The organism is Nonomuraea sp. NPDC004580 (genome assembly GCF_040609855.1).
GTDB lineage: Bacteria > Actinomycetota > Actinomycetes > Streptosporangiales > Streptosporangiaceae > Nonomuraea > Nonomuraea salmonea.
Genome location: NZ_JBEXLH010000001.1, coordinates 111,010 through 132,146 on the forward strand (window position 1 = coordinate 111,010; position 21,137 = coordinate 132,146).

At 72.4% G+C, this 21,137-nt stretch carries 17 protein-coding genes; 14 read left to right on the forward strand and 3 right to left on the reverse strand.

Annotation, left to right across the window (positions count from 1 at the left end; translation table 11 throughout):
- Positions 1-16 precede the first annotated feature (16 nt).
- The 5 genes from ABZW11_RS00495 to ABZW11_RS00515 are packed head-to-tail and all read left to right on the forward strand — an operon-like array spanning position 17 to position 5,712.
- Positions 17-1,624, forward strand: a complete 1,608-nt coding sequence (locus ABZW11_RS00495; RefSeq protein ID WP_355411058.1) for an ABC transporter ATP-binding protein — start codon at positions 17-19, stop codon at positions 1,622-1,624.
- Positions 1,624-2,766, forward strand: a complete 1,143-nt coding sequence (locus ABZW11_RS00500; RefSeq protein ID WP_355411060.1) for an ABC transporter permease — start codon at positions 1,624-1,626, stop codon at positions 2,764-2,766. The genes ABZW11_RS00495 and ABZW11_RS00500 overlap by 1 nt, the downstream gene beginning before the upstream one ends.
- Positions 2,763-4,043, forward strand: a complete 1,281-nt coding sequence (locus ABZW11_RS00505; RefSeq protein ID WP_355411062.1) for an ABC transporter permease — start codon at positions 2,763-2,765, stop codon at positions 4,041-4,043. The genes ABZW11_RS00500 and ABZW11_RS00505 overlap by 4 nt, the downstream gene beginning before the upstream one ends.
- Complete coding sequence (locus tag ABZW11_RS00510; RefSeq protein ID WP_355411064.1) at positions 4,040-4,435, forward strand: cytidine deaminase; 396 nt, start codon at positions 4,040-4,042, stop codon at positions 4,433-4,435. Before ABZW11_RS00505 ends, ABZW11_RS00510 begins: the two co-directional genes overlap by 4 nt.
- Entirely contained in the window at positions 4,435-5,712 is a 1,278-nt protein-coding gene (locus ABZW11_RS00515; RefSeq protein ID WP_355411066.1) for a thymidine phosphorylase, read from the forward strand. Before ABZW11_RS00510 ends, ABZW11_RS00515 begins: the two co-directional genes overlap by 1 nt.
- A 34-nt stretch (positions 5,713-5,746) precedes the next feature.
- On the opposite strand, the gene ABZW11_RS00520 is transcribed toward ABZW11_RS00515, so the two are convergent.
- The 3 genes from ABZW11_RS00520 to ABZW11_RS00530 all read right to left on the reverse strand — a co-directional run bounded on the left by ABZW11_RS00520 (position 5,747) and on the right by ABZW11_RS00530 (position 9,445).
- The gene (locus ABZW11_RS00520; protein ID WP_355411067.1) at positions 5,747-8,233 is read right to left on the reverse strand and encodes an FtsX-like permease family protein; all 2,487 of its coding nucleotides are present in this window, start codon (positions 8,231-8,233) and stop codon (positions 5,747-5,749) included.
- Positions 8,230-8,922: an ABC transporter ATP-binding protein gene (locus ABZW11_RS00525; RefSeq protein ID WP_355411069.1), complete on the reverse strand. Its 693-nt coding sequence runs from the start codon at positions 8,920-8,922 to the stop codon at positions 8,230-8,232. Before ABZW11_RS00525 ends, ABZW11_RS00520 begins: the two co-directional genes overlap by 4 nt.
- Positions 8,923-9,058: 136 nt before the next feature.
- On the reverse strand, positions 9,059-9,445 hold the full coding sequence (locus tag ABZW11_RS00530; protein ID WP_355411071.1) for a MarR family transcriptional regulator: 387 nt from the start codon (positions 9,443-9,445) through the stop codon (positions 9,059-9,061).
- A 135-nt stretch (positions 9,446-9,580) separates the two neighbouring features.
- Here ABZW11_RS00530 and ABZW11_RS00535 point away from each other — a divergent pair, with 135 nt between their 5' ends.
- From ABZW11_RS00535 to ABZW11_RS00575, 9 genes are all read left to right on the forward strand, one after another.
- Positions 9,581-10,939 carry an MFS transporter gene (locus ABZW11_RS00535; RefSeq protein ID WP_355411073.1) on the forward strand — a complete coding sequence of 453 codons (1,359 nt, stop codon included), beginning with the start codon at positions 9,581-9,583 and terminating at the stop codon, positions 10,937-10,939.
- Between the two features lie 135 nt (positions 10,940-11,074).
- Positions 11,075-11,452, forward strand: coding sequence for a YbaB/EbfC family nucleoid-associated protein (locus ABZW11_RS00540; RefSeq protein ID WP_355411075.1), 378 nt, complete (start codon positions 11,075-11,077; stop codon positions 11,450-11,452).
- Complete coding sequence (locus ABZW11_RS00545) at positions 11,449-11,751, forward strand: type VII secretion target (RefSeq protein ID WP_355411077.1); 303 nt, start codon at positions 11,449-11,451, stop codon at positions 11,749-11,751. The genes ABZW11_RS00540 and ABZW11_RS00545 overlap by 4 nt, the downstream gene beginning before the upstream one ends.
- Positions 11,752-11,757: 6 nt before the next feature.
- Complete coding sequence (locus ABZW11_RS00550; RefSeq protein ID WP_355411079.1) at positions 11,758-17,793, forward strand: hypothetical protein; 6,036 nt, start codon at positions 11,758-11,760, stop codon at positions 17,791-17,793.
- A 36-nt stretch (positions 17,794-17,829) separates the two neighbouring features.
- The gene (locus tag ABZW11_RS00555) at positions 17,830-18,390 is read left to right on the forward strand and encodes a hypothetical protein (protein ID WP_355411081.1); all 561 of its coding nucleotides are present in this window, start codon (positions 17,830-17,832) and stop codon (positions 18,388-18,390) included.
- 5 nt (positions 18,391-18,395) lie between these two features.
- Complete coding sequence (locus ABZW11_RS00560) at positions 18,396-18,746, forward strand: cupin (protein ID WP_355411083.1); 351 nt, start codon at positions 18,396-18,398, stop codon at positions 18,744-18,746.
- A gap of 51 nt (positions 18,747-18,797) precedes the next feature.
- Positions 18,798-19,871, forward strand: a complete 1,074-nt coding sequence (locus ABZW11_RS00565) for an adenosine deaminase (RefSeq protein ID WP_355411085.1) — start codon at positions 18,798-18,800, stop codon at positions 19,869-19,871.
- A complete protein-coding gene (locus ABZW11_RS00570) occupies positions 19,868-20,476 on the forward strand; it encodes a PH domain-containing protein (RefSeq protein WP_355411087.1) in 609 nt (202 codons plus the stop codon). The genes ABZW11_RS00565 and ABZW11_RS00570 overlap by 4 nt, the downstream gene beginning before the upstream one ends.
- A 57-nt stretch (positions 20,477-20,533) precedes the next feature.
- Positions 20,534-21,019, forward strand: coding sequence for a GyrI-like domain-containing protein (locus tag ABZW11_RS00575; protein WP_355411089.1), 486 nt, complete (start codon positions 20,534-20,536; stop codon positions 21,017-21,019).
- Positions 21,020-21,137: the final 118 nt, after the last annotated feature.

Below are 21,137 nucleotides of genomic sequence, written 5' to 3' on the forward strand. Positions count from 1 at the left end.
CTCTAGGAGAGGCGAAATGAGTGCTGACACCCTGGCCACGGCGCGACCCGCCGTAGAGCTGGAGGGCATCACCAAGCGTTTCCCCGGTGTCGTCGCGAACCACGACATCCGCATCACCGTCCAGCCCGGCACGGTGCACGCCATCGTAGGGGAGAACGGCGCGGGCAAGTCCACCCTGATGAAGATCCTCTACGGCATGCAGAAGCCGGACGAGGGCACGATCAAGGTCAACGGCACGGAGGTCAGCTTCCGTACGCCGAGCGACGCCATCGACGTCGGGATCGGCATGGTGCACCAGCACTTCATGCTCGCCGACAACTTCACGGTGCTGGAGAACATCGTCCTCGGCGCCGAGCCGAAGCGGGCCGGCCGGCTCGACACCGCCTCGGCCCGCAGGCGCATCACCGAACTGGCCGCCACCCACGGCCTGCGGGTCGACCCCGACAAGCTGGTGGAGGACCTCGGCGTCGGCGACCGCCAGCGCGTCGAGATCCTCAAAGTGCTCTACCGCGGAGCCCGCATCCTCATCCTCGACGAGCCGACCGCCGTGCTCGTGCCGCAGGAGGTGGACGAGCTCTTCCAGAACCTGCGCGAGCTGAAGGCCGAGGGCCTGACGGTCATCTTCATCTCCCACAAGCTCGACGAGGTGCTCGGCATCGCCGACGCGATCACGGTCATCCGCCGCGGCACCACCGTGGCCAGCGTCGATCCTCGCGAGGTGACCGCGCGCCGGCTCGCCGAGCTGATGGTGGGCAGCGAGCTGCCCACGCCGGAGACCCGCGAGTCCACCGTGACCGACACGGTCGCGCTGCAGGTCTCCCACCTCACCGTGGAGGCCGACGGGCACCACCCCGCCCCCAAGGGCGTCGCGGTCGGCGAGTACGCCGCCAGGCTGCGCGACGAGGGCAAGCGGCTGCTGCTCGACGACGTGTCGTTCCAGGTGCGCAAGGGCGAGATCCTGGGCATCGCCGGCGTCGAGGGCAACGGCCAGTCGGAGCTGATCGAGGCCATCATGGGCATCAGGGCCGCGCACGGCCTGGTCGCGCTCGACGGCCGCGACATCAGCTCCTGGTCCACGCTGCGCCGCCGCGAGGCAGGCATCGGCTACATCCCCGAGGACCGCCACCGCCAGGGCCTGCTCCTGGAGGCGTCGCTGTGGGAGAACCGGGTGCTCGGTCACCAGACGAGGAAGCCCGCGCGCAAGGGCATCTGGGTGGACAGGAAGGCGTCCAAGGCCGACACCCAGCGCATCATCGACGCGTACGACGTGCGTACGCCCGGCGTGGACACGATGGCCCTGGCCCTGTCCGGCGGCAACCAGCAGAAGCTGATCGTGGGCCGGGAGATGAGCGGCGAGCCCGTCTTCCTCATCGCCGCGCACCCCACGCGCGGGGTGGACGTCGGCGCCCAGGCCGCGATCTGGGACCACCTGCGCGACGCCCGCGCCGCCGGCCTCGCCGTGCTGCTCATCTCCGCCGACCTCGACGAGCTGATCGGCCTGTCCGACACGCTCCAGGTCATCTACCGGGGCCGGCTCGTCGCCGGGCTCGACCCCTGCGAGATCACGCCCGAACAGCTGGGCGGTTACATGACCGGCGCCATCGCCGGAAACGAGGAGACGTGATGCCCGCCGGGCTCAACCGGGCACTGCTCACCGTCGCCGGCGCCGCCATCGCCGTCGTGCTGGCGATCGCCGTCTGCAGCGTGGCCATCGTGGTCGCGGGCGGCAGCCCGCTGGACGCGCTGGTCGCCTTCTTCGACTTCGGCAACAGCGCGCGGGCGGAGTCCAACTCCGTCGCGACCTTCCTCAACCGGGCCGTGCCGCTGTTCATCGCCGGTCTCGCGGTCGCCGTCGGCTTCCGCATGAACCTCTTCAACATCGGCGTCGAGGGTCAGTACCGCATCGCCGCGATCTGCGCGGCGTTCGTGGGCTCCACCTTCACCGCGCCCGCCCCCATCCAGATCGCGGTCATCATCCTCGTGGCGGCCGCGGTCGGCGGCCTGTACGCGCTCATCCCCGCCGTCATGAAGGTGACCAGGGGCGTGAACGAGGTCATCTCCACGATCATGCTCAACTACATCGCGATCGCGCTGTCGGCGTACCTGTTGCGCGAGCCGTTCGCGGGTGAGCGGGCGGAGGGCCAGCTCAACACGACCACGCCGCCGCTGCCCGACTCCGGCATGTTCCCCGACCTGAACTTCGTCTTCGAGTGGTTCGGCATGCTGCCGCCCACCCGCAACGGCGGCCTGTGGGGCTTCCTGCTCGTGGCCGTCGTGCTCGGCGTGGTCATCTGGGTCGTGCTGGAGCGCACGCGGTTCGGCTTCAACGTCAAGGCCAGCGGGCTCAACGGCCCGGCCGCCCAGGCCTCCGGCGTCAACCCCAAGAAGATGATCATCGCTGCCATGGTGCTGTCGGGCGGCATCGCCGGGCTCATCGGCCTGCCGGAGATCCTCGGCGACCGGGGCGCCTACACCAACAACTTCACCGCCGGCCTGGGCTTCCTCGGCATCGCGGTGGCGCTGCTCGGCAGGAACAAGCCCGTCGGCATCGCGTTCGCCGCGCTGCTGTTCGCCTTCCTCGACCGGGCGCAGGGCGCGCTGCAGTTCGCCGACATCCCCGCCTCCGTCGTCACCATCATCCAGGGCGCGATCGTGCTGCTCGTCGTCGTGGCCAACGAGGTGACCAACCGCATCGCGCTGAGAATCGAAGAACGGCGAGCGGCCCAGCAGCTCGGCAGGAACACTCCCGTTGAGGTGGCAGCATGACCAGGGTCCGCAAATACCACCTCGCGCTGATCGGCGTCGCCGTGCTCATCGTGGTGGTGTCGCTGGTCCGCGTGCTGACCGGCTTCGACGACCTCACCTCGTCCGGCACCGTCGGCGCCGCGCTCATCCTCGCCGTGCCGATCGCCCTGGCGGGTCTCGGCGGCCTGTGGGCCGAGCGGGCCGGCGTGGTCAACATCGGTCTCGAAGGCATGATGGTGCTCGGGACGTGGTTCGCCGGCTGGGCCGGATACCAGTGGGGCCCGCTGGCCGCGCTGGCCGCCGGGCTGCTCGGCGGCGCGCTCGGCGGGCTCCTGCACGCCATCGCGACCGTGACGTTCGGCGTCGACCACATCATCAGCGGCGTCGCCATCAACCTGCTCGGTCCCGGCATCACCCGCTTCCTGTCGGAGGTGCTCTACAAGGAGGGCACGCCCGCCGCCGAGGCGGGCGCGGGCATCACCAGCTCGCCCGCGGTCAGCGGGGACACGCTCACGATCAGCGTGCCGCTGCTGTCCTCGGGGCCCGACCTGCTCGGCAGGCTGGAGAGCACCCACTGGTTCCTGGTGGCCGACGTCGCGGGCGTGCTGCGCGGGCTCACCCACCAGATGAACCTGCTGGTGGTCCTGGCCGTGCTGCTGCTGCCGCTGACGTTCTTCGTGCTCTGGCACACCGCCTTCGGCCTGCGGCTGCGCTCGGCCGGTGAGAACCCGTGGGCGGCCGAGTCGCTGGGCGTCAACGTCTATCGGATCAAGTACGTCGCCGTGGTGCTCTCCGGCGCCTTCGCCGGGCTCGGCGGCGTGTTCCTGGTCTTCGTCTCCGACAAGTACGTCGAGGGCCAGACCCAGGGCCGCGGCTTCATCGGCCTCGCCGCCATGATCTTCGGCAACTGGCGTCCCGGCGGCCTGGCCGCGGGCTCTGCCCTGTTCGGCTACGCCAACGGCCTGCAACTGCGCAGCGCCCAGACCGTCACCACGTTCTTCCTGTTCGGCGCGGTGCTGCTGCTGGCCTACCTCGTCCTGCAGATCCGCCGCCTGACCGCGCCCGACCGGCCCGCCGAGCTGGCCGCGCCGGGCGTCAGGCAGTATGTGGTGATGGCAGGGGCCGTCGTGGGCGCGGCCGTGCTGTTCTGGCTCTGGCTGGTCATCGACGAGCTGCCGAACGACTTCGTCTTCATCACGCCACACGTGCTCACGCTGCTCGTGCTCCTGATCGCCTCCCAGCGGCTGCGGATGCCCAAGGCGGACGGCGTGAGCTATCGCCGGGGGGAACACCATTGAGCATCGACTGGGACGGCCTGCGCGACGAGGCCGCCGAAGCCATGCGGCACGCGTACGCGCCGTACTCGAAATTTCCCGTGGGGGCGGCGGCGCTGGTCGACGACGGCCGGATCGTCACCGGCTGCAACGTCGAGAACGCCTCCTACGGCGTGGGCCTGTGCGCCGAGTGCGGCCTGGTCTCGGCGCTGCAGCGTTCGGGCGGCGGCCGGCTGGTCGCCTTCACGTGCGTGGACGGCCACGGTGAGCTGCTGATGCCGTGCGGGCGCTGCCGCCAGCTCCTCTACGAGTTCGGCGGCGAGGACCTGCTCGTCGAGACCGAGGACGGTCCCAAGCGCATGGCCGAGATCCTGCCGTACGCGTTCGGCCCGCAGGACCTCAGCAGGAGCTCCTGATGGACGCCATCGAGGTCATCAGGGCCAAGCGGGACCGGCGTGAGCTGACCACGGCGCAGATCGACTGGGTCATCGACGCGTACACGCGCGGTGAGGTGGCCGACGAGCAGATGTCCGCGCTGGCCATGGCGATCCTGCTGAACGGCATGGACCGGCGCGAGATCGCCGACTGGACCCTGGCGATGATCCGCTCGGGCGAGCGCATGGACTGGTCCGCGCTCGACCGGCCCACCGCCGACAAGCACTCGACCGGCGGGGTCGGCGACAAGATCACGCTGCCGCTGGCGCCGCTGGTGGCGGCCTGCGGGGCGTATGTGCCGCAGCTGTCCGGGCGCGGGCTCGGCCACACCGGCGGCACGCTCGACAAGCTGGAGTCGATCCCCGGCTGGCGGGCCTCGCTGTCCAACGCGGAGATGCTGGACGTGCTGCGTGCCGCCGGCGCCGTCGTCTGCGCGGCCGGCTCCGGCCTCGCCCCCGCCGACAAGAAGCTGTACGCCCTGCGCGACGTCACCGGCACCGTCGAGTCGATCCCGCTCATCGCCTCGTCGATCATGTCGAAGAAGATCGCCGAGGGCACCGGGTCGCTCGTCCTCGACGTCAAGGTCGGCTCGGGGGCGTTCATGAAGACCGCGCCCGACGCCAGGGAGCTGGCCGAGACCATGGTCGCGCTCGGCACCGACGCGGGCGTGCGCACGGTCGCCCTGCTGACCGCCATGGACCGGCCGCTCGGCCGGGCCGTGGGCAACGCGCTGGAAGTCGCCGAGTCGGTCGAGGTGCTGGCGGGCGGCGGGCCCGCCGACGTGGTCGAGCTCACCGTACGGCTGGCCCGCGAGATGCTGGAGGCCGCCGGGATCACCGGGGCCAAGGACCCGGCCAAGGCGCTGGAGGACGGCTCCGCCATGGACGTGTGGCGGCGAATGATCTCCGCCCAGGGCGGCGACCCCGACGCGCTGCTGCCGCGGGCGGCCGAGACCATGACGGTCGAGGTGCCCGCCTCCGGCGTGCTGACCAGGCTCGACGCGTACGCGGTGGGCCTGGCCGCCTGGCGGCTGGGCGCGGGAAGGGCGCGCAAGGAGGACCCGGTGTCGTTCGGCGCGGGGGTCGTTCTGCACGCCAAGCCGGGCGACCTGGTACGCCAGGGTCAGCCCCTCATGACCCTGCACGCCGACGAGACCTGGCGCTTCGAGCGCGCTCTGGAGGCGCTGGAGGGCGCGTACGAGGTGGGCGAGGTGGCCGGGCAGCAGTTGCCGCTCGTCATCGACCGCATCACTCCCTGAGCGCACGACCCACCGGCTCCCGGTGGGTCGTGCGTCACGAGCGCCGGGACGCGAGGGACAGCCTGGTCCTGGTGAGCAGCGCCACCAGGGTCGCGAGCAGGGGCAGCCCCACCACGACGGCGGCCAGGAACGGCCAGGGCAGGGCGAGCGTGGCCGGGTCGCCTGAGCCCTGCGACGTCATCGGCCGGCTGAGCGCCACGCCCGTCACCCCTCCCGCCGCCAGCCCGATCAGCGCGCCGAGACCGGCGATGTAGAGCGCCTGCCAGGCCACGACCATCCGCAACGTCCTCGGCGGGGCGCCGATCGCCATCATCGTCGAGCGCTCGGGCCGCATGTCGGCGGCGGCCAGGCCGGTGGCGGCCAGCGTGCCGCCGAGGACCAGCACCAGAGCGCCCACCAGCCAGCCGCCCAGGCCGGTGCTCGGCAGGTGCTGGTAGCCGTCCTCCATGGCCACCGTCACGCGGGAGGTCACCTCGCGCAGGTCGCCGGCCAGCGTGTCCGGCGGCCGGTGCATGGCGTAGAGCTGGCGTTCCAGGGTCGTGAAGCCGGCCTGTTCGACCAGGCCGCGCGGCAGCAGCGCCCCGCCCTGGTGCTCGTCGGCGGGGGTGGCCGCCACCGCGGGCACCTCGAAGGTGCGCGGCGGGCCCGACGTCGAGCCGGCCCGCAGCCGCAGCTTGCCGTCGCGCACCGCGGCCGGGTCGAACACCACGGCCTTGCCGCTCGCCAGCGCCGCGGCCGCCCGCGGGTCGTGGCGTCCTTGAAGCAGCGTCAGCAGGGGCTGGTCGCCGACGGCCACCGTACGGCGGACGCGCGTGCCGTTCCAGCGCACCGAGTAGCGCAGGGCGTAGCGGCGGCCCTGGGCGTCCTGCACCTGGTAGCCCGAGGCGAGCGGCACTCCTGGAAGCCCCCGTACCGCCTCGGCGCGCAGCCTGGTCCAGGTCTTGTCGCTCATCACGCCGCCCCAGACGGCCAGCGTGCCGGTCGGGCGCGCCGAGGTGTAGGCGCGCCGCTGGTCGACGTACTCGCTCTGCGCGCTGATGCCCACGGCGACGACCGCGGCCGTGACCGCCGTGACGGCCGCCACCGCGCTCGCCGTCCTGGAGCGGTGGCGCACCGCGTCGCGGACGGCCACCCGCAGCGACACCGGCAACCGGCCGGCCACGCGCCCGGTCAGGCCGATCAGCCACGGCGTCAGCACCACCAGGCCGATCATGATCAGCAGCGCGGCGGTCCACACCGTCGCCGGGTCCTGCTGGCGGCGGGCCAGTACGGTCGCCACCAGCCCGGCCAGCACCAGCACGCCCCCGGCCGGCGGCCAGCCGCGCCGGATGGCCACGGCGGGCGGGCGGCCGGCCAGCACGCTCACGGTGTCCTGCCGGGCCGCCTGCACGGCGGGTACCAGCGCCGCCACGATCCCGGAGACCAGGCCCAGCACGGCGACACCCAGGACCGTGAGCCACGGCACGTCCAGCGGGCCGACCTGCCCGCCCCAGTGCGCCCCGATCTCGGCGGCCAGCCCTCCCGCGCCGACGCCCAGCGCCGTCGCCACCAGTGTGGCCGTGCCGCCGAGCACCACGCCGTCGGCCAGCACGATCAGGCGCAGGTGCCCGGCCGAGCCGCCCTGCGCCGCGATCTCGGCCAGCTCCCGCCGCCGTCGCCGCAGCCCGACCGCGAAGGCGGGGCCGGCCAGCAGCACGGTCTCCAGCACCAGCATGATCACCATCGCGCCGAGCGCGACCGTCTGGGGCAGGCCGCGAACCGCCGTCCTGTCGGGCACGTTCGTGAGCATGTCGCGGGAGGTGACGTGGATGCCGGCGGTGTTCAGCGCGGCCACGTCCGTCCAGGTGACCGGGGCGGGGGTGTCGACGAGCCAGGCGGCGCCGTACTCGATCCGGTAGTGGATCCGCTCCGACGGCACCAGCGGGAGATCGGGCCCGACGACCTGCCGCAGCGTCGGCCGGTACGGATGCCCGACCACGCCCACCACCTTCAGCGGCGTCGCGCCGGTCGGCCGCAGGAGGTCGCCGGGCCGCAGGCCGGTGGCGGGGGTCACCGCGACCTCGCCCGGCCCGGCGGGCAGCCGGCCCTCGGCCGGTGTCAGCATGCCCTTGGTGAGGGGGTCGCGCAGGTCGGTCTCCAGCGCGTCCATCCGCCCGGTGCCCAGCTCGATCTCGCCGGCGTTGCAGGGGATGACCCGGGTGCCCGGCGCGAGCAGCGCCGCCACCTCGGCGGCACTGCGCTCGGGGATGGTCCGCTTCTCGCCGTTCCCCTGCCAGGTCGCGCCGCGCGGGTCCTGGTGGATCGTCGTGCCTTCCGGGAACTGCACGAGGCGGGCGTCGGCCGTGCCCAGCTCGGTCCCCACCATCTCGGGCCCGGAGACGTTCCCGGTCGCGAACCAGGTGGCGACCCCCGTGATCACCAGGACGGGCAGCGCGATCATCACCATGATGAGCGCGCTTCGCCCCTTGGACCGCCACGCGCTGCGGCGGGAGATGCGCAGCGCGGCGCGCATCGCGCTCATCGGGCGCTCTCCAGCGGCACGTCCGTGGACTCGGCGAGCAATCCGTCGCGCAGGAACACCACCCGATCGGCCCAGCCGGCGTACCGCGGCTCGTGGGTGACGAGCAGCACTGCGGCCCCCGCGTCGCAGCGCGCCCGTAACGTGCGCAGGATCTCGTCGCCGGTACGCGTGTCGAGCGCGCCGGTCGGCTCGTCGGCCAGCAGCAGCCGCCGCTCGCCGATCAGCGCGCGGGCGATCGCGACCTGCTGGCGCTGGCCGCCGGACAACTCCTCGGGGAAGCGGTCGGCCAGGTCAGCCCCCTCGACCTCCGCCAGGGCGGCCATGGCCTCCTCGCGGGCCCGGCCTGAGCGCACGCCGTCGAGCTCGCGGGGCAGCATCACGTTCTCCGCCGCCGTCAGCGACGGGATCAGGTTGAGGTCCTGGAAGACGTAGCCGACGCTGCGCCGCCGCAGCGCCGCCAGGTCGCGCACGGTGGCGAGGTCCTGCCCGTCGAGGTGCACCGTCCCCGACGTGGGCCGGTCGAGGCCGCCCGCGAGGTTGAGCAGGGTCGACTTGCCGGACCCCGACGGGCCCATGACTGCGACCAGTTCCCCCAGCCCCACCTGAAGGCTCACGCCTTTCAGCGCGTGCACGGCCGCCGCCCCTTCGCCGTGCACCCTGGCCACATCGGCCAGTTGTACGAACGTCATCGCTCCTCCATCGACCGACATGCGTACTAAGTATGCATACTCGGTATGCACGCCTCAAGCGGAACGCACGAGCCTGACGGAAGACATGACGAAGGCCCGCCTTCGTAAGGAGGGCGGGGAGTGCGGGGTGCGGAGGTCAGCTCCTGAGGGCGGGGGCTTCGCTGAAGATCTCGGCGAGGACGGCGCGGTGGGTGGGCACGGCCTCGGCGTGGCGGGCGCGGCCCTGGTCGGTGATGCAGACGTAGACCCCGCGCCGGTCGTCGCGGCAGACGTCGCGTGAGACGAGCGCGGCCTTCTCCAGGCGGCCCACCACCCGCGACAGCGCGCTCTGGCTCAGGTGGACCTCGTCGCACAGCTCCTGGATGCGCAGCTTGCGGTCGTGATGGACGATCCGGTCGAGCACCTCGAACTCGCTGGGTCCCAGCCCGTGCCGCGCGCCCAGCTCGCGCTCCAGCGCGCACATCGCCTTGGCGTGCTTGGCCAGGACGTAGTGCCAGGTCTCGACCACGTCGTCCGCGTCCATGTCGCGGAGGTTACCACCAGCCCAACTCTCATGCAACGGCATTAAATGCGCTTGCATTAGATGCGAGTGCATGTATTGTTCTGGCTCATGACTTCTCCTTCTTCGCGCTGGGCGGCCTTGGCCGTGCTCTGCGCAGTGATCTTTCTTGACGCGCTTGACGTCTCGATGGTGGGTGTCGCGCTGCCCGCCATCCAGCACGACCTGGGGTTGACCACCTCCTCGCTGCAGTGGGTGGTCAGCGGCTACGTGCTCGGCTACGGCGGGCTGCTGCTGCTGGGCGGCAGGACCGCCGACCTGCTCGGGCGGCGCAGGGTGTTCCTGGTCGCCTTGGGCGTCTTCGCCGTGGCGTCGTTGCTGGGCGGTGTGGTGGACGACGGCGGGTTGCTGATCGCCGCGCGGTTCGTGAAGGGCGTGGCCGCTGCGTTCACCGCCCCGGCCGCCTTGTCGATCATCACGACCACGTTTCCCGAGGGCCCGCAGCGCAACAAGGCGCTGAGCTTCTTCACCGCCTCGGGCGCGAGCGGCTACTCGCTCGGCCTGGTGCTGTCGGGGCTGCTGACCGAGATCGGCTGGCGGTGGACGCTGCTGATGCCGGTGCCCGTCGCGGTCATCGCGCTGATCGCCGCGCTGAAGGTGCTGCCGCGCGGCCGTGAGGAGCGGGCCGAGGGCGGCCACGACCTCGTCGGCGCCGTGACGATCACCGGGTCCATGCTGCTGCTGGTCTTCACGGTCGTGCAGGCTCCCGAGGCCGGATGGGCGTCCGTGCGGACGATCGGCTCGCTCGCCGGGGTGGCCGCGCTGCTCGGGCTGTTCGTGTTCACCGAGCTGAAGGTCCGCCACCCGCTGGTGCGGCTGGGCATCCTGCGCTCCGGGCACATCGTGCGGGCCAACCTCGGGCTGGTCATCCTCATGGGCTCGTACGTGGCCTTCCAGTTCGTGGCCATGCAGTACTTCCAGAACCTGCTGGGCTGGTCGGCGCTCGGCACCGCGATGGCGTTCCTGCCCGCCGGCGTGCTGGTCGCGCTCACCTCGACCAAGATGGGCGACTTCGCCGACAGGTTCGGCACCGGCAAGCTCATCGTGATCGGCGCGGCGGCGCTGGCCGGCGGCTACGCGATCTTCCTCGGCATCGACCGCACCCCCAGCCTGGGCGGCATGGTGATCCCGGGTATGGTCCTGCTGGGCATCGCGTTCGCGCTGTCGTTCCCCGCGCTCAACATCCAGGCCACCAACGGCGTGGACGACGACGAGCAGGGCCTCGCCTCCGGCCTGCTGAACACCTCGGGGCAGGTGGGCGGCGCGATCGTGCTGGCCGTGGTGACCGCCGTGCTCACCTCAGGCGGCGGCGAGACGCTCTCGATCGGCTCGCTGCGCGCGGCGATCGTGGTGTCGCTGGTGCTGGCGCTGGCCGGGCTGGCGATCTCGGCGACGGGGCTGCGGGCGCGCAAGGCGGTCCCGGCGGCGGAGCCGGTGCGGACCTACGAAACGGTGTAATGTTCGCAAACCATTCAGTGGCCCTGGCCTGACATCAAAGAGGTTAATTCTCTGCTAACAGTGCCCGAATGTGACGTCGTGTCCGTTCTTGCCATATTACGATCCCTTTGATCATTCACAGGGGAGAGTGCTTCGGTGGCCGACGCGTTCGAGGCGACGATCGACGAGATGGCACGGGAGATCGACCGGCAGGTCGCCCGGCTGCGGGAGACGTACGCGGAGTACAACGCCGTCGAGCGTACATCGCGCTCGAAGGACGGGATGGTCAGCGTCACCGTCGGCCCCCACGGGCGGCTGCGCGGCATCGAGCTGAACCCGCGCGTCTACCGCAGCCTGTCGCCGTCCGAGCTGGCCGAGGCCATCATGCGGCAGGCCGAGGCGGCGGCGGGCGAGGTCGCCGAGCGGAGCAGGACGCTCATGGAGCCGCTCATGCCGGACCCCGAGCTCCTCGACGGGGTCTTCGGAGAGGGGCTCGACGCGTTCCTCCCCGGCCCGCAGGAGGGATCCCGGTGAGCGACGGATTCACCGTACGGGCGGCGGCGCTGCGCCGGCACAGCGGCGTCTACCAGGAGCTGAAGAGCAACGCCGAGGAGGCGAGGACCGCCCTGCGCGCCGCCTTCGACCTGGACAGGAAGACGCTCGGCGACGACATGTACGGCGCCGAGCTGGCCAAGAAGCTGCCCGGCATGGAGCAGGCCATCGAGGACGCCTTCAAGGACTACCTGGACGACCTCGACGACCTCACCTCCGGCCTGCACGTCTCCAGCCGCAACTACGAGGCCGCCGACCAGCCGCCCGCGCGCCGCTACTGAGCGATCATGGGCTTCGACGGGTTCCTCACGCCCGACTGGGCCAAGCCGTACGTGGGCTGGGCCGTGGGCATGGACTGGCCGGAAGGCGACGAGAGCGGCTGCTTCCGGATGGCCGACGCGTGCATCACGGCCGCGTACCGGATCGTCGAGGGCACCGACGCCCACCTGCCGGGCAGCGCCCGCCTCATCGGCGCCGACTGGGACGGTGACGCGCACCTCGCCTTCGTCGGCCACGTCAGGAAGACGGCCGACGAGAAGGTGGCCGATCTCGTCGAGCGGCTGGTCAACACCGCCGTCGCGCTCAACGGCGTGGGCGTGCAGATCCAGTACGCCAAGTACATGATCGAGGCCACCGTGTGGCTGCTGCTCGCGACCCTGGTCGTGCTGCTGCACCTCGCCATCACCAACCCCGCGGCCCTGGGCCTGATCCCGCCGCGCGTGCAGATCGCGCGGCTGACGGTCGCGCAGATCGCCCGGCGGACGCTGCGCAACATCGCCATCTTCGCCGGGATCATGGGCGGGATGGACGCGGGCATTCAGGCGCTGCAGCTGACCAACCGCAGGGACGAGTTCGACGTCAAGCAGCTCGCGATCTCGGCGGCGAGCGGCGGCGCGATGGGCGGCATGATGGGGCTGATGTCGGGCGCGTTGTCCCGGCTGGCCACGCCCGCCCTGCGGGCCGGGCTGACCAGGGCGGAGATGTCCACGTTCGAGAAGCTGCTCGCCGCGGCCGACTCCTCCCTGTACGGTCAGGCCGCCCAGTACGCCGTCACCGGCGGCCTCACCACGGCCGGCACCATGCTGGCGCAGGGGCACTTCAGCTGGGAGATGCTGGCCAAGGGCATCACGTCCAGCGCACTCGGCGCCGACGGCCAGCACCTGGTCAGAGGTCTGCCCGCGGACACCCCACCGACGACCTCAGGCGGCCTTCCCCCCACCCCCGACCCCGGGAGCCCGCGCCCGAGCTCCGGCGCGGGGGAGCCGGCCTCCGCTACCCCGGGCCCGCGCTCCGGCGTCCCCGATCCCGGCCCGGCAGCGGGCGGCGGTGAGCCCCGTTCCGGCGGGGCGGCGCATCAGGCCGGGCAGGTCCCCGCGACCACGCTCGCGTCGAACCCGGACCCCCAGCCCGCCCACCAGCAGGCGGGCCCGCAGCAGCCGAGCACCCACGCGCCCACGCCGACACAGGCGCCGGAGGGCGGCGTTCCCGCGCCTCGGGCGGAGGGAGCCGTCCAGGCGGCGCGCTCCGAGGGCGGCGTCTCAGCGGCACGTCCGGAGGGGGCCGCCTCAGCGGCGCGTCCCGAGGGCGGCGCCTCGGTGGCGCGGCCTGACGGGACCGGGCAGGCGGCGCGGCCGGAAGGGGCGGCGCGGCCTGATGGGAATGAGCCGGCGCGGGGGCCTGTGCGGCCGCCGCGTACCACCGAGATCGGGGCGCTCGGGGAGACGGCCGTGCATGACGTCAAGGTGCCGCAGGACGCCAAGGCGGCGGCGCGGACGCTGGCCGACGGGATCGAGGGCGCGACGAAGAGGGAGCGGGCGGCCGTCCGCGACTGGCTGGAGCAGGCGCTCGCCGACGGTGACCGCGACGCCTGGACCGAGCGCCTGGCGAAGGGCGCGGCCCTGGACGTCGGGGACAAGGCGATCTACGTCAAGCTGCGCCCCGAGGGGTTCACCCACGTGGAGCACCCGGACCTGGCGCCGGAGAAGCCGGTCGCGTTCGGCGGCGACGGCGTGGAGGGCAAGTCGGTACGCGCCACGTCAAGGGAGGTGAGCGCCGGCCTCGTCCGCAACCTGACCGAGTCGCCTGACGCGGCCGAGGAGTCGACGGCGCTGCCGCGCACCGGACTGCTCGACACCTCAAGGACCACGCACACCAGCAGCATCGAGCTGATGAGCGGCCACAAGGTCATCAGCCCCAAACACGACTACTTCCTCGCCGACGTCGCCGTGGACGTCTACCGCGACGGCACGAAGCTCGCGACCGCCGGCAAGATCCAGGACCTGGCGGTGACCCTGCCCTTCCCCGAGCAGTTCACCAGGGAGGGTCCGCCGCGCCCGTCCGACCACCCGCCGGCCCGCCCTCGCCACGAGGTGCCGCAGGGGGCGGCGGGCAGGTTCCGCGACCACGGCATCACCGTCAGTGGCCTCGACCTGACGCCGCTCGTGCTGGAAGTGCAGCGCCGCGCGCTCGCCGAGGGCGTGCCCGCCCGCGAGGTCGTCAAGATCATCGACCACCTCACCTCGACCATCCTGCACGAGCAGGGCATCAAGAACCGCAGCCAGGCGCTGCTGTCGAGCGGGGCGGTCACGGAGGCGGTCAGGTTCAGGACGTCGGCGCTGCGGTCGGCGGAGGAGTCGATCAGGATCACCGGCGAGGTGACCAGGATCGAGCGGGTGGACGGCGACGGGCGACCGCCGGTGGAGGGCATGCTCCGCGACGACCTCGGGCGGCGCAGCGCGGAGGGCGTGGCGTACCGGCAGGGCAGGGACCTCAACCTGCACGTGGGCGGCAGGCTGGGCGTGCGCGCCGGCCACTGGGCCGAGGCGATCGGGCGCGGCATCGTGGGCTTCGGCTTCGGCTCCGACCACGTCGCGACGGCGAACCGGGCCCACGGCAACCACACCGTGGTCACCAGCCGGGCCGACCTCACCATGTACGACGCCCACCTGCGCCTGAAGGTCGAGACGGAGACGATGGGCACGTTCACCGTGGACGTGCCGGCCGAGCTGGCCCTGCCGACGCGCGACGCGCCCGGCCTCGAACGGGACGTCTTCGGCCACGACCTGCATCCGCCCGGCGAGTTCAACAGGATCCAGCGGGAGCTGGCCGGCCTGCACCGCGAGATGGAGCGCGTACGCCAGGAGTTCGCACAGGACGCGACGGGCTACGACCCGCACCCGCTGGAGCCCAGGACGCTCGCCGCCGGTCGCGGGCCAGGACTCGGCACCGGCATCAGGGTCCACGCGGACGCGCGGCTGTTCGCCGAGCTCCGCCAGGCCGTCGAGGGGGCGCTGCCGGACCTGCCGCAGAACATCAGGCGGCAGATCGTCCGCGACCTGGAGCTCAGGTACGGGGGCGCCGCCCTGGAGGCTGACCTGACGTACGCGCTGCACGGCATCAGGTACGAGACGACGATGGCCGGCCACACGGTCGAGGTCGTGGCGCAGGGCGTGCTCGGCCACCGGCACGAGGTCGGCGCGACGGCCGTGACGATCAACGAGCGCAGGATCACCTCATGGAACGGCACCAGCCAGCGCGAGGTCTCGCACGGCGTGCGCGGCGAGGTGGCCGCCGTGGCGCGGGTGGACGTGGGCAGGGCGCTCAGGACCGGCGTGCCCGAGGGCGTGCTGAAGGTGGACGCCCCCAACATCGCGGGCATCGCGAGCGGCTCCAAGGCCGAGACGGTCGCGGTCGGCGCGGGGCACACGCGATACGACCGCACGGAGGCGGGCGGCGGCTTCACCTTCACCAGGGACCTGGCGTTCGACGTCCAGCTCCGGGTCTCGAAGGACGGCGCGGTGGTGGCCGACACGTCGTGGCGGGTGGACGGCAGCCGGGCGGAGATCGTCGTCCCCGAGCCGCACCTGCAGGAGACGCCGCTGCTGGCCGGCGACGTCACGACCGTGGGCCGCATGGAGCGGCTCGACGGGCCGCCCCGCGACGTGTGGGCGCACGACGACCGGCTGCACGCGATCGTCCGCCTGGGCGCGATGCCGGACCTGGCGCGGGCGGTGGCTTCGGTGCACGCCGCCTTCGCGGACGTGCCGGCGCCCGCGGGACGCCTGGACGTGCCGGTCACGATCGAGAACGTCGTGGACGTCATCACCCTGGAAACCATGATCACGTCGCATCCCGGCGGGCTGCGGCACGTGGTGGCCGAGCACGGCGGCCGGCGCTACGAGCTGCACGTGCAGGCCGACGTGGCGGGGCTGGCGTACGTGAAGTCGGAGACCGGGGTCGAGCACGAGGCGTACGCGAACAGCAACTCGCGCGTCGTCGAGGGGGAGCGGGGCGCGCGCGGCGTCGGCGGGCACGCGCGGGCCGGCGTGCGGGTCACGCTCGGCGGCTCCCCCGAGGGCGGCCACCCGGTGGCGGGGACCGAGCACAAGGTGCTGGCCCGGGTGGGCGGGCACGCCGCCGCCAAGCGGATGTCCATGGAGAGCTCCTACCGGGGCGGCGGGGACATCAGCCGGGTCACGTACGGGGACGGCGGCGCCTCGCACTGGTACCGGGGCGACCTGGTGCTGACCGTGACGCCCAGCAGGACTGCCGGGACGGTCGTCGAGCACGGGGAGCCCGTTCACCTGCGCGTGTCCGACATCATGGACGTCGTGCTGCCCGACGAGGTGGCCCGCCGCCACGACCTGGACGTCCCAGAGCCTCCCGCGCCCGAGCCGGCACACGCCCCGGAGCAGGCCCCCGAACAGGCCCCCCAGCAGCCCGGGGACGTCGCTCGTACCTATGTGGCGCCCGAGGCGGCGATGAGCACCGCTTCCGTGCACCACCTCGACGCGCGCGGCGTCCTGCCCGCGATCGTGGAGACGTTGCGCGGCGAGGGGCTGCTCTTCCCCGGCCAGGAGCTCACCGCCCACCCGGTGGCCGAGCAGCTGCGCGGCCACTTCGGTCAGGAGGCGCTCGGGACGAAGCTGGGCGAGCTGCGCGGGAACGGCGTGACGTCCTGGCTGTTCGTCACCGACGAGGCGGGCCGGGTCACCGAGCGCGTGGGGATCAGGGTCACGGCCAGGCTGGGCGACGGGGTGCACGTCGGCGAGCGGCCCGACACGGGGCTCATGCTGCGCAGCGAGCGGCTCGGCGGCGAGCTGAACCTCCAGGAGAAGGGGTCGGATCGCGGCAAGGAGGTGCTCGCCCGCTACATCAGGACCTCGGACGGCGACATCGCCGGCGGCGAGGCCGGGGCCACCACCTCCCGCGACGGTCACGCCGTGGACGCTCGCGGCACCAACGTCAAGGACATCAACCGTTTCCAGACCCGGGAGGCGCCGCAGGAGTTCCGGCATCCGGTCACGTACGACATCACGCTCGAACGCTCCAAGGTCAGCCCCGTCATGGAGCCGGTGCAGGGCGCGGCCCGCGGCGTGCTGCTCAAGGCGGGCGAGCTGACCGGCCACGACGGCGCGGTACGGCTCTTCGACCGGCACGTCGGCGTCACCACGACGTCCGGCGCGGTGGCGCACGGCGAGGTCGGCCTGCTGGTGGCGGGCCACCTGACCACGGAGGTCCCGCACGGCACGCCGGTCGCGGCGCACACGGAAATCGTCGCCACCCGGCCGCGCTGGGCGGAGCAGGGCGGGCCAGGCCCGCTGACCGCCATGCTCGGCGACGCGATGCCCAAGGGGGACGTCAGCCAGGTCGCCTTCCCCGCCGCCAGACTGGTCGAGGAGTGGGCGCCGCTGGCCACGGTGCCGCCCAGGCTGCGCGGCGAGGCGCCGGCGGTGGCCGACCGGCCCGGCGGGTTCGAGCTGTCCCGGCAGGACGGCATCGCGCTGACCGAGGCCACCAAGGAACGGACCATGCGGGCACACCTCGGGTCCCTGCTGGGGCACACGTACGAGCTGCCCGGCGTCGGCACGGTCGGCATCGAGGTCACCGGTGCCCGCGAGATCGCCGACGCGCGGGTCAAGCAGCGCGTCTACGCGCAGACCCTGGACACGGCAGGGCACGGCCAGGGCGAGGGCCGCGGCCTGGCCGCCCGCGCCGGGGTCTCCGGCAACCTGCGCAACCCGTCGGACGGGGGCGCGGACTCCGGCGGCGGGCACGAAGGGCCGCCGACGGTCGGGTACGGCGGCGTCGGCGGCGCCTCCAAGACCAGGGAGGAGGCCGGGTCGCGCAACGGCGACGTGCTCGAACGCAACTACCTGGAGCAGGAGCACGTCAACACCTACCTGGAGTGCGACATCCAGGTCGTGGTCAGGGGCAAGGGGACGCCGCTCGTGCTCGACGTGGACCGTGGGCTCTACCTGCGGCTCACGCCGGAGGGTCGTGCCGCGCTGGAGGAGGCGCATCCGGGAGTCGTCGGACGATGAGCGCTTGCAGGCTCGTACGCTGGGCAAATACCGATCATGCGCCCGTCGAGTGTCCGCCTGCTGCTCCCGCTCGTCCTGCTCAGCGTGCTCACCGCGTGCGGCACCGCGCAGCAGGCCACGCTGCCGCAGAGCCCGTCCTCCTCTTCCGGGCCGGCCGCGCAGCCGGGCCCGACGCGTACGGCCGAGGTGGAGGTCGATCGGGGCGGCATGGAGCCGGCGGTCGTGACGAACGTACGGTACGCGGCTCACGACACCTATGACCGGCTCGTGGTCGATCTGCGGGGCGGCATACCTGGATATGACGTGAAATGGGTGGACGGGTTCGTCCAGGACGGCTCGGGCAAGCCCATCAGCGTACGCGGCGGCGCGTACCTGCAGCTCACGCTCTTCCCCGCGCACGCCCACGACGACGAGGGCGAGCCCACCTGGGGCGGCGGCCCCGTCTACGCCGCCGGGCTCGGCAACCTCACCAAGGTCGTCAGGACCGGTGACTTCGAGGGCCGCGTCGGGATCGGGCTGGCGCTCGACCGGCGGGCCGGGTTCCGGATCACCGAGCAGGGGTCGCCGGACCGGCTCGTGCTCGACGTGGCACACTGACCGACGTGGTGAGAAAGATCGAGGGGGCCTCGCGCATCCCCGTACCCGGTGGCAAAGTGATCGACGAGCACGTGGGCCGCGTCAACAGCGGCGACGAGGCGGTGTCCATCGCCCACATGACCGCGCCGCCCGGGTGGGAGGAGCCCGCGCAGACGCCGGCGTTCACCGAGTACACCGTGGTCCTGCGCGGCACCGTGCTGGTCGAGCACGCCGAGGGCACCACGCAGGTCGACGCCGGGCAGTCGGTGGTGACCTCGCCGGGCGAGAAGGTCCGCTACAGCGTCGGCCCCGAGGGCGCCGAGTACATCGCGGTATGCCTGCCCGCCTTCACCCCGGACGCCGCCGGCCGCGACTGACGGGTCCTGCGGGGGCGAGTGGAAGACGGGTTGTCCTCATATCATGGCCTGATGAGCCCCACGCTTGACGAGATCCGGCGGGCTCCCAAGGTGTTGCTGCACGATCACCTCGACGGCGGGCTCCGCGCCGAGACGATCGTCGAGCTGGCCCGGGAGACCGACTACGGCCGGCTGCCCACCCACGACCCCGACAACCTGCGCCAGTGGTTCGAGGAGGCGGCCGACTCCGGCTCGCTCGAACGCTACCTCGAGACCTTCGACCACACGGTCGCCGTCATGCAGACCCGCGAGTCGCTCGCCAGGGTCGCCCAGGAGTGCGCGGAAGACCTGGCCGCCGACGGCGTGGTCTACGCCGAGGTGCGCTTCGCCCCCGAACAGCACACCACCCGGGGGCTGAGCCTCGACCAGGTGGTGGAGGCGGTGCTCGACGGGTTCGAGCGCGGCTCCCAGGGGCGCGGCATCCGCGTCGGCACGCTGCTGACCGCCATGCGCCATCAGGCGCGCTCCCGCGAGATCGCCGAGCTGGCGGTGCGCTACCGCGACGGCGGCGTGGTGGGCTTCGACATCGCGGGCGCCGAGGCCGGCTACCCGCCCACCCGCCACCTCGACGCGTTCGAATACCTGCAGCGGGAGAACGCCCACTTCACCATCCACGCCGGCGAGGCGTTCGGGCTGCCGTCGATCTGGCAGGCCATCCAGTGGTGCGGCGCCGACCGGCTCGGCCACGGCGTGCGCATCATCGACGACATCTCGGTCTCCGATGACGGCACGGCCAAGCTGGGGCGGCTGGCGGCGTACGTCCGCGACAAGCGCATCCCGCTGGAGATGTGCCCCACCTCCAACCTGCAGACCGGCGCCGCCGCGTCGATCGCCGAGCACCCCATCGGGCTGCTGCGGCGCCTGCACTTTCGCGTCACGGTCAACACCGACAACCGGCTGATGAGCTCCACCACCGTGTCGGACGAGTTCCGCAAGCTGGTCGAGGCGTTCGGCTACGGCTGGGACGACCTGCAGTGGTTCACGGTCAACGCGATGAAGTCGGCGTTCCTGCCGTTCGACGAGCGGCTGGCGCTCATCAACGGCGTGATCAAGCCCGGGTTCGCACAGCTCAAGTGGCAGCCGTGAAGCAGACCTACCGCTCCAAGACCGCCTACGTCCTGGCGTGGGTCTGGCTGGTGTTCGTCGCGCTCAACGTCGTCGACCTGGTCGTCCGCTTCAGCGGCAAGGCGTCGCTGGTGGCGCTGGCCGTGCTCGCCGTGCTGACCGCGCTGGTCTACGCGGTCGCGCTGCGGCCCGCCACCGTGCTCACCGAGGAGGGGCTGGTGGGGCGCAACCCGTTCCGCACCACGTTCCTGCCGTGGGCCTCCATCGAGGACGTCGGCGTCTCCCACTCGATCAACGTGCGCTACGGCGAGGACCAGGTGCTGCGGCTGTGGACGCCGATGAGCAGCGCGCGCGAACGGGCCAAGGCGCAGCGGCGCGGCACCCCCGCCCAGCAGCGGGGGCGCTTCGCCACCGAGCCGGCCCTGTCGAAGGGCGAGCAGGCGGCGGCCGAGGCGTTCGCGGGCAAGACGCACGCCGACTGGGTGGGCGACCAGATCCGCGACCGCGCCGAGTCCGCCAAGCGCCGCTCCAAGGAGGCCGGGCCCGCCCGGGTGACGTGGTCCTACGACTCGATCGCGGCGCTGGTCGTCGCGCTCGCTCTGGTGGCCGCCGCGGTCGTCGCGTAGCGTGCGATGAGTTTCGCGGGCCCGGCCGGTCTGACAGGGGAAAAGGAGGTTTCATCTATGCCTGAGATCGTGGAACTCCCCGACCGTCCGTACGTCGGGGTACGCGGCGCCATCACCATGAACACCATCCCGGTCATCGCGGACCGGATCGGCGAGATCGCCGGCTGGCTGCTGGGACGCGGTGCCGCCATCGCCGGGGCGCCGTTCCTGCGTTACGAGAGCTTCGACACGGAAGGCGACGGGCTGGTGATGCAGGCCGGGGTGCCGGTCGCGGGGCCGGTGGAGGTCGAGGGCGACTACTTCGCCGGGGTTCTGCCCGCCGGCCGCTACGCCACCCTCACCCACCGCGGCCACTTCGACGGCCTCATCGAGGCCACCCGTGTCCTGCTGGCGTGGGGCGAGGAGCAGGGCCTGAAGTGGGACATGACCGAGGGCGACGGCGCCGAGCACTGGGGCTGCCGCCTGGAGCTCTACGCAACGAACCCCCGCGAAGAACCCGACCCCGCCAACTGGCTCACCGACCTTCAAATCCGCCTGTCCTAACCTCACGAGGCGGTCAGTGCCCCCGCAGGAACGCGAGGTCCTCGTCCCACGAGTCGTAGATCTCGCCGTGTCCGGCCGCCCTGGCATGGGGTTCGAGGTCGTTGAGCAGCGCCCGTAC

Coding starts and splice junctions, on each gene's coding strand:
- ABZW11_RS00495 (WP_355411058.1), top strand. CDS start 17: ATGAGTGCTGACACCCTGGCCACGGCGCGACCCGCCGTAGAGCTGGAG.
- ABZW11_RS00500 (WP_355411060.1), top strand. CDS start 1,624: ATGCCCGCCGGGCTCAACCGGGCACTGCTCACCGTCGCCGGCGCCGCC.
- ABZW11_RS00505 (WP_355411062.1), top strand. CDS start 2,763: ATGACCAGGGTCCGCAAATACCACCTCGCGCTGATCGGCGTCGCCGTG.
- ABZW11_RS00515 (WP_355411066.1), top strand. CDS start 4,435: ATGGACGCCATCGAGGTCATCAGGGCCAAGCGGGACCGGCGTGAGCTG.
- ABZW11_RS00520 (WP_355411067.1), bottom strand. CDS start 8,233: ATGAGCGCGATGCGCGCCGCGCTGCGCATCTCCCGCCGCAGCGCGTGG.
- ABZW11_RS00525 (WP_355411069.1), bottom strand. CDS start 8,922: ATGACGTTCGTACAACTGGCCGATGTGGCCAGGGTGCACGGCGAAGGG.
- ABZW11_RS00530 (WP_355411071.1), bottom strand. CDS start 9,445: ATGGACGCGGACGACGTGGTCGAGACCTGGCACTACGTCCTGGCCAAG.
- ABZW11_RS00550 (WP_355411079.1), top strand. CDS start 11,758: ATGGGCTTCGACGGGTTCCTCACGCCCGACTGGGCCAAGCCGTACGTG.
- ABZW11_RS00555 (WP_355411081.1), top strand. CDS start 17,830: ATGCGCCCGTCGAGTGTCCGCCTGCTGCTCCCGCTCGTCCTGCTCAGC.
- ABZW11_RS00565 (WP_355411085.1), top strand. CDS start 18,798: ATGAGCCCCACGCTTGACGAGATCCGGCGGGCTCCCAAGGTGTTGCTG.
- ABZW11_RS00575 (WP_355411089.1), top strand. CDS start 20,534: ATGCCTGAGATCGTGGAACTCCCCGACCGTCCGTACGTCGGGGTACGC.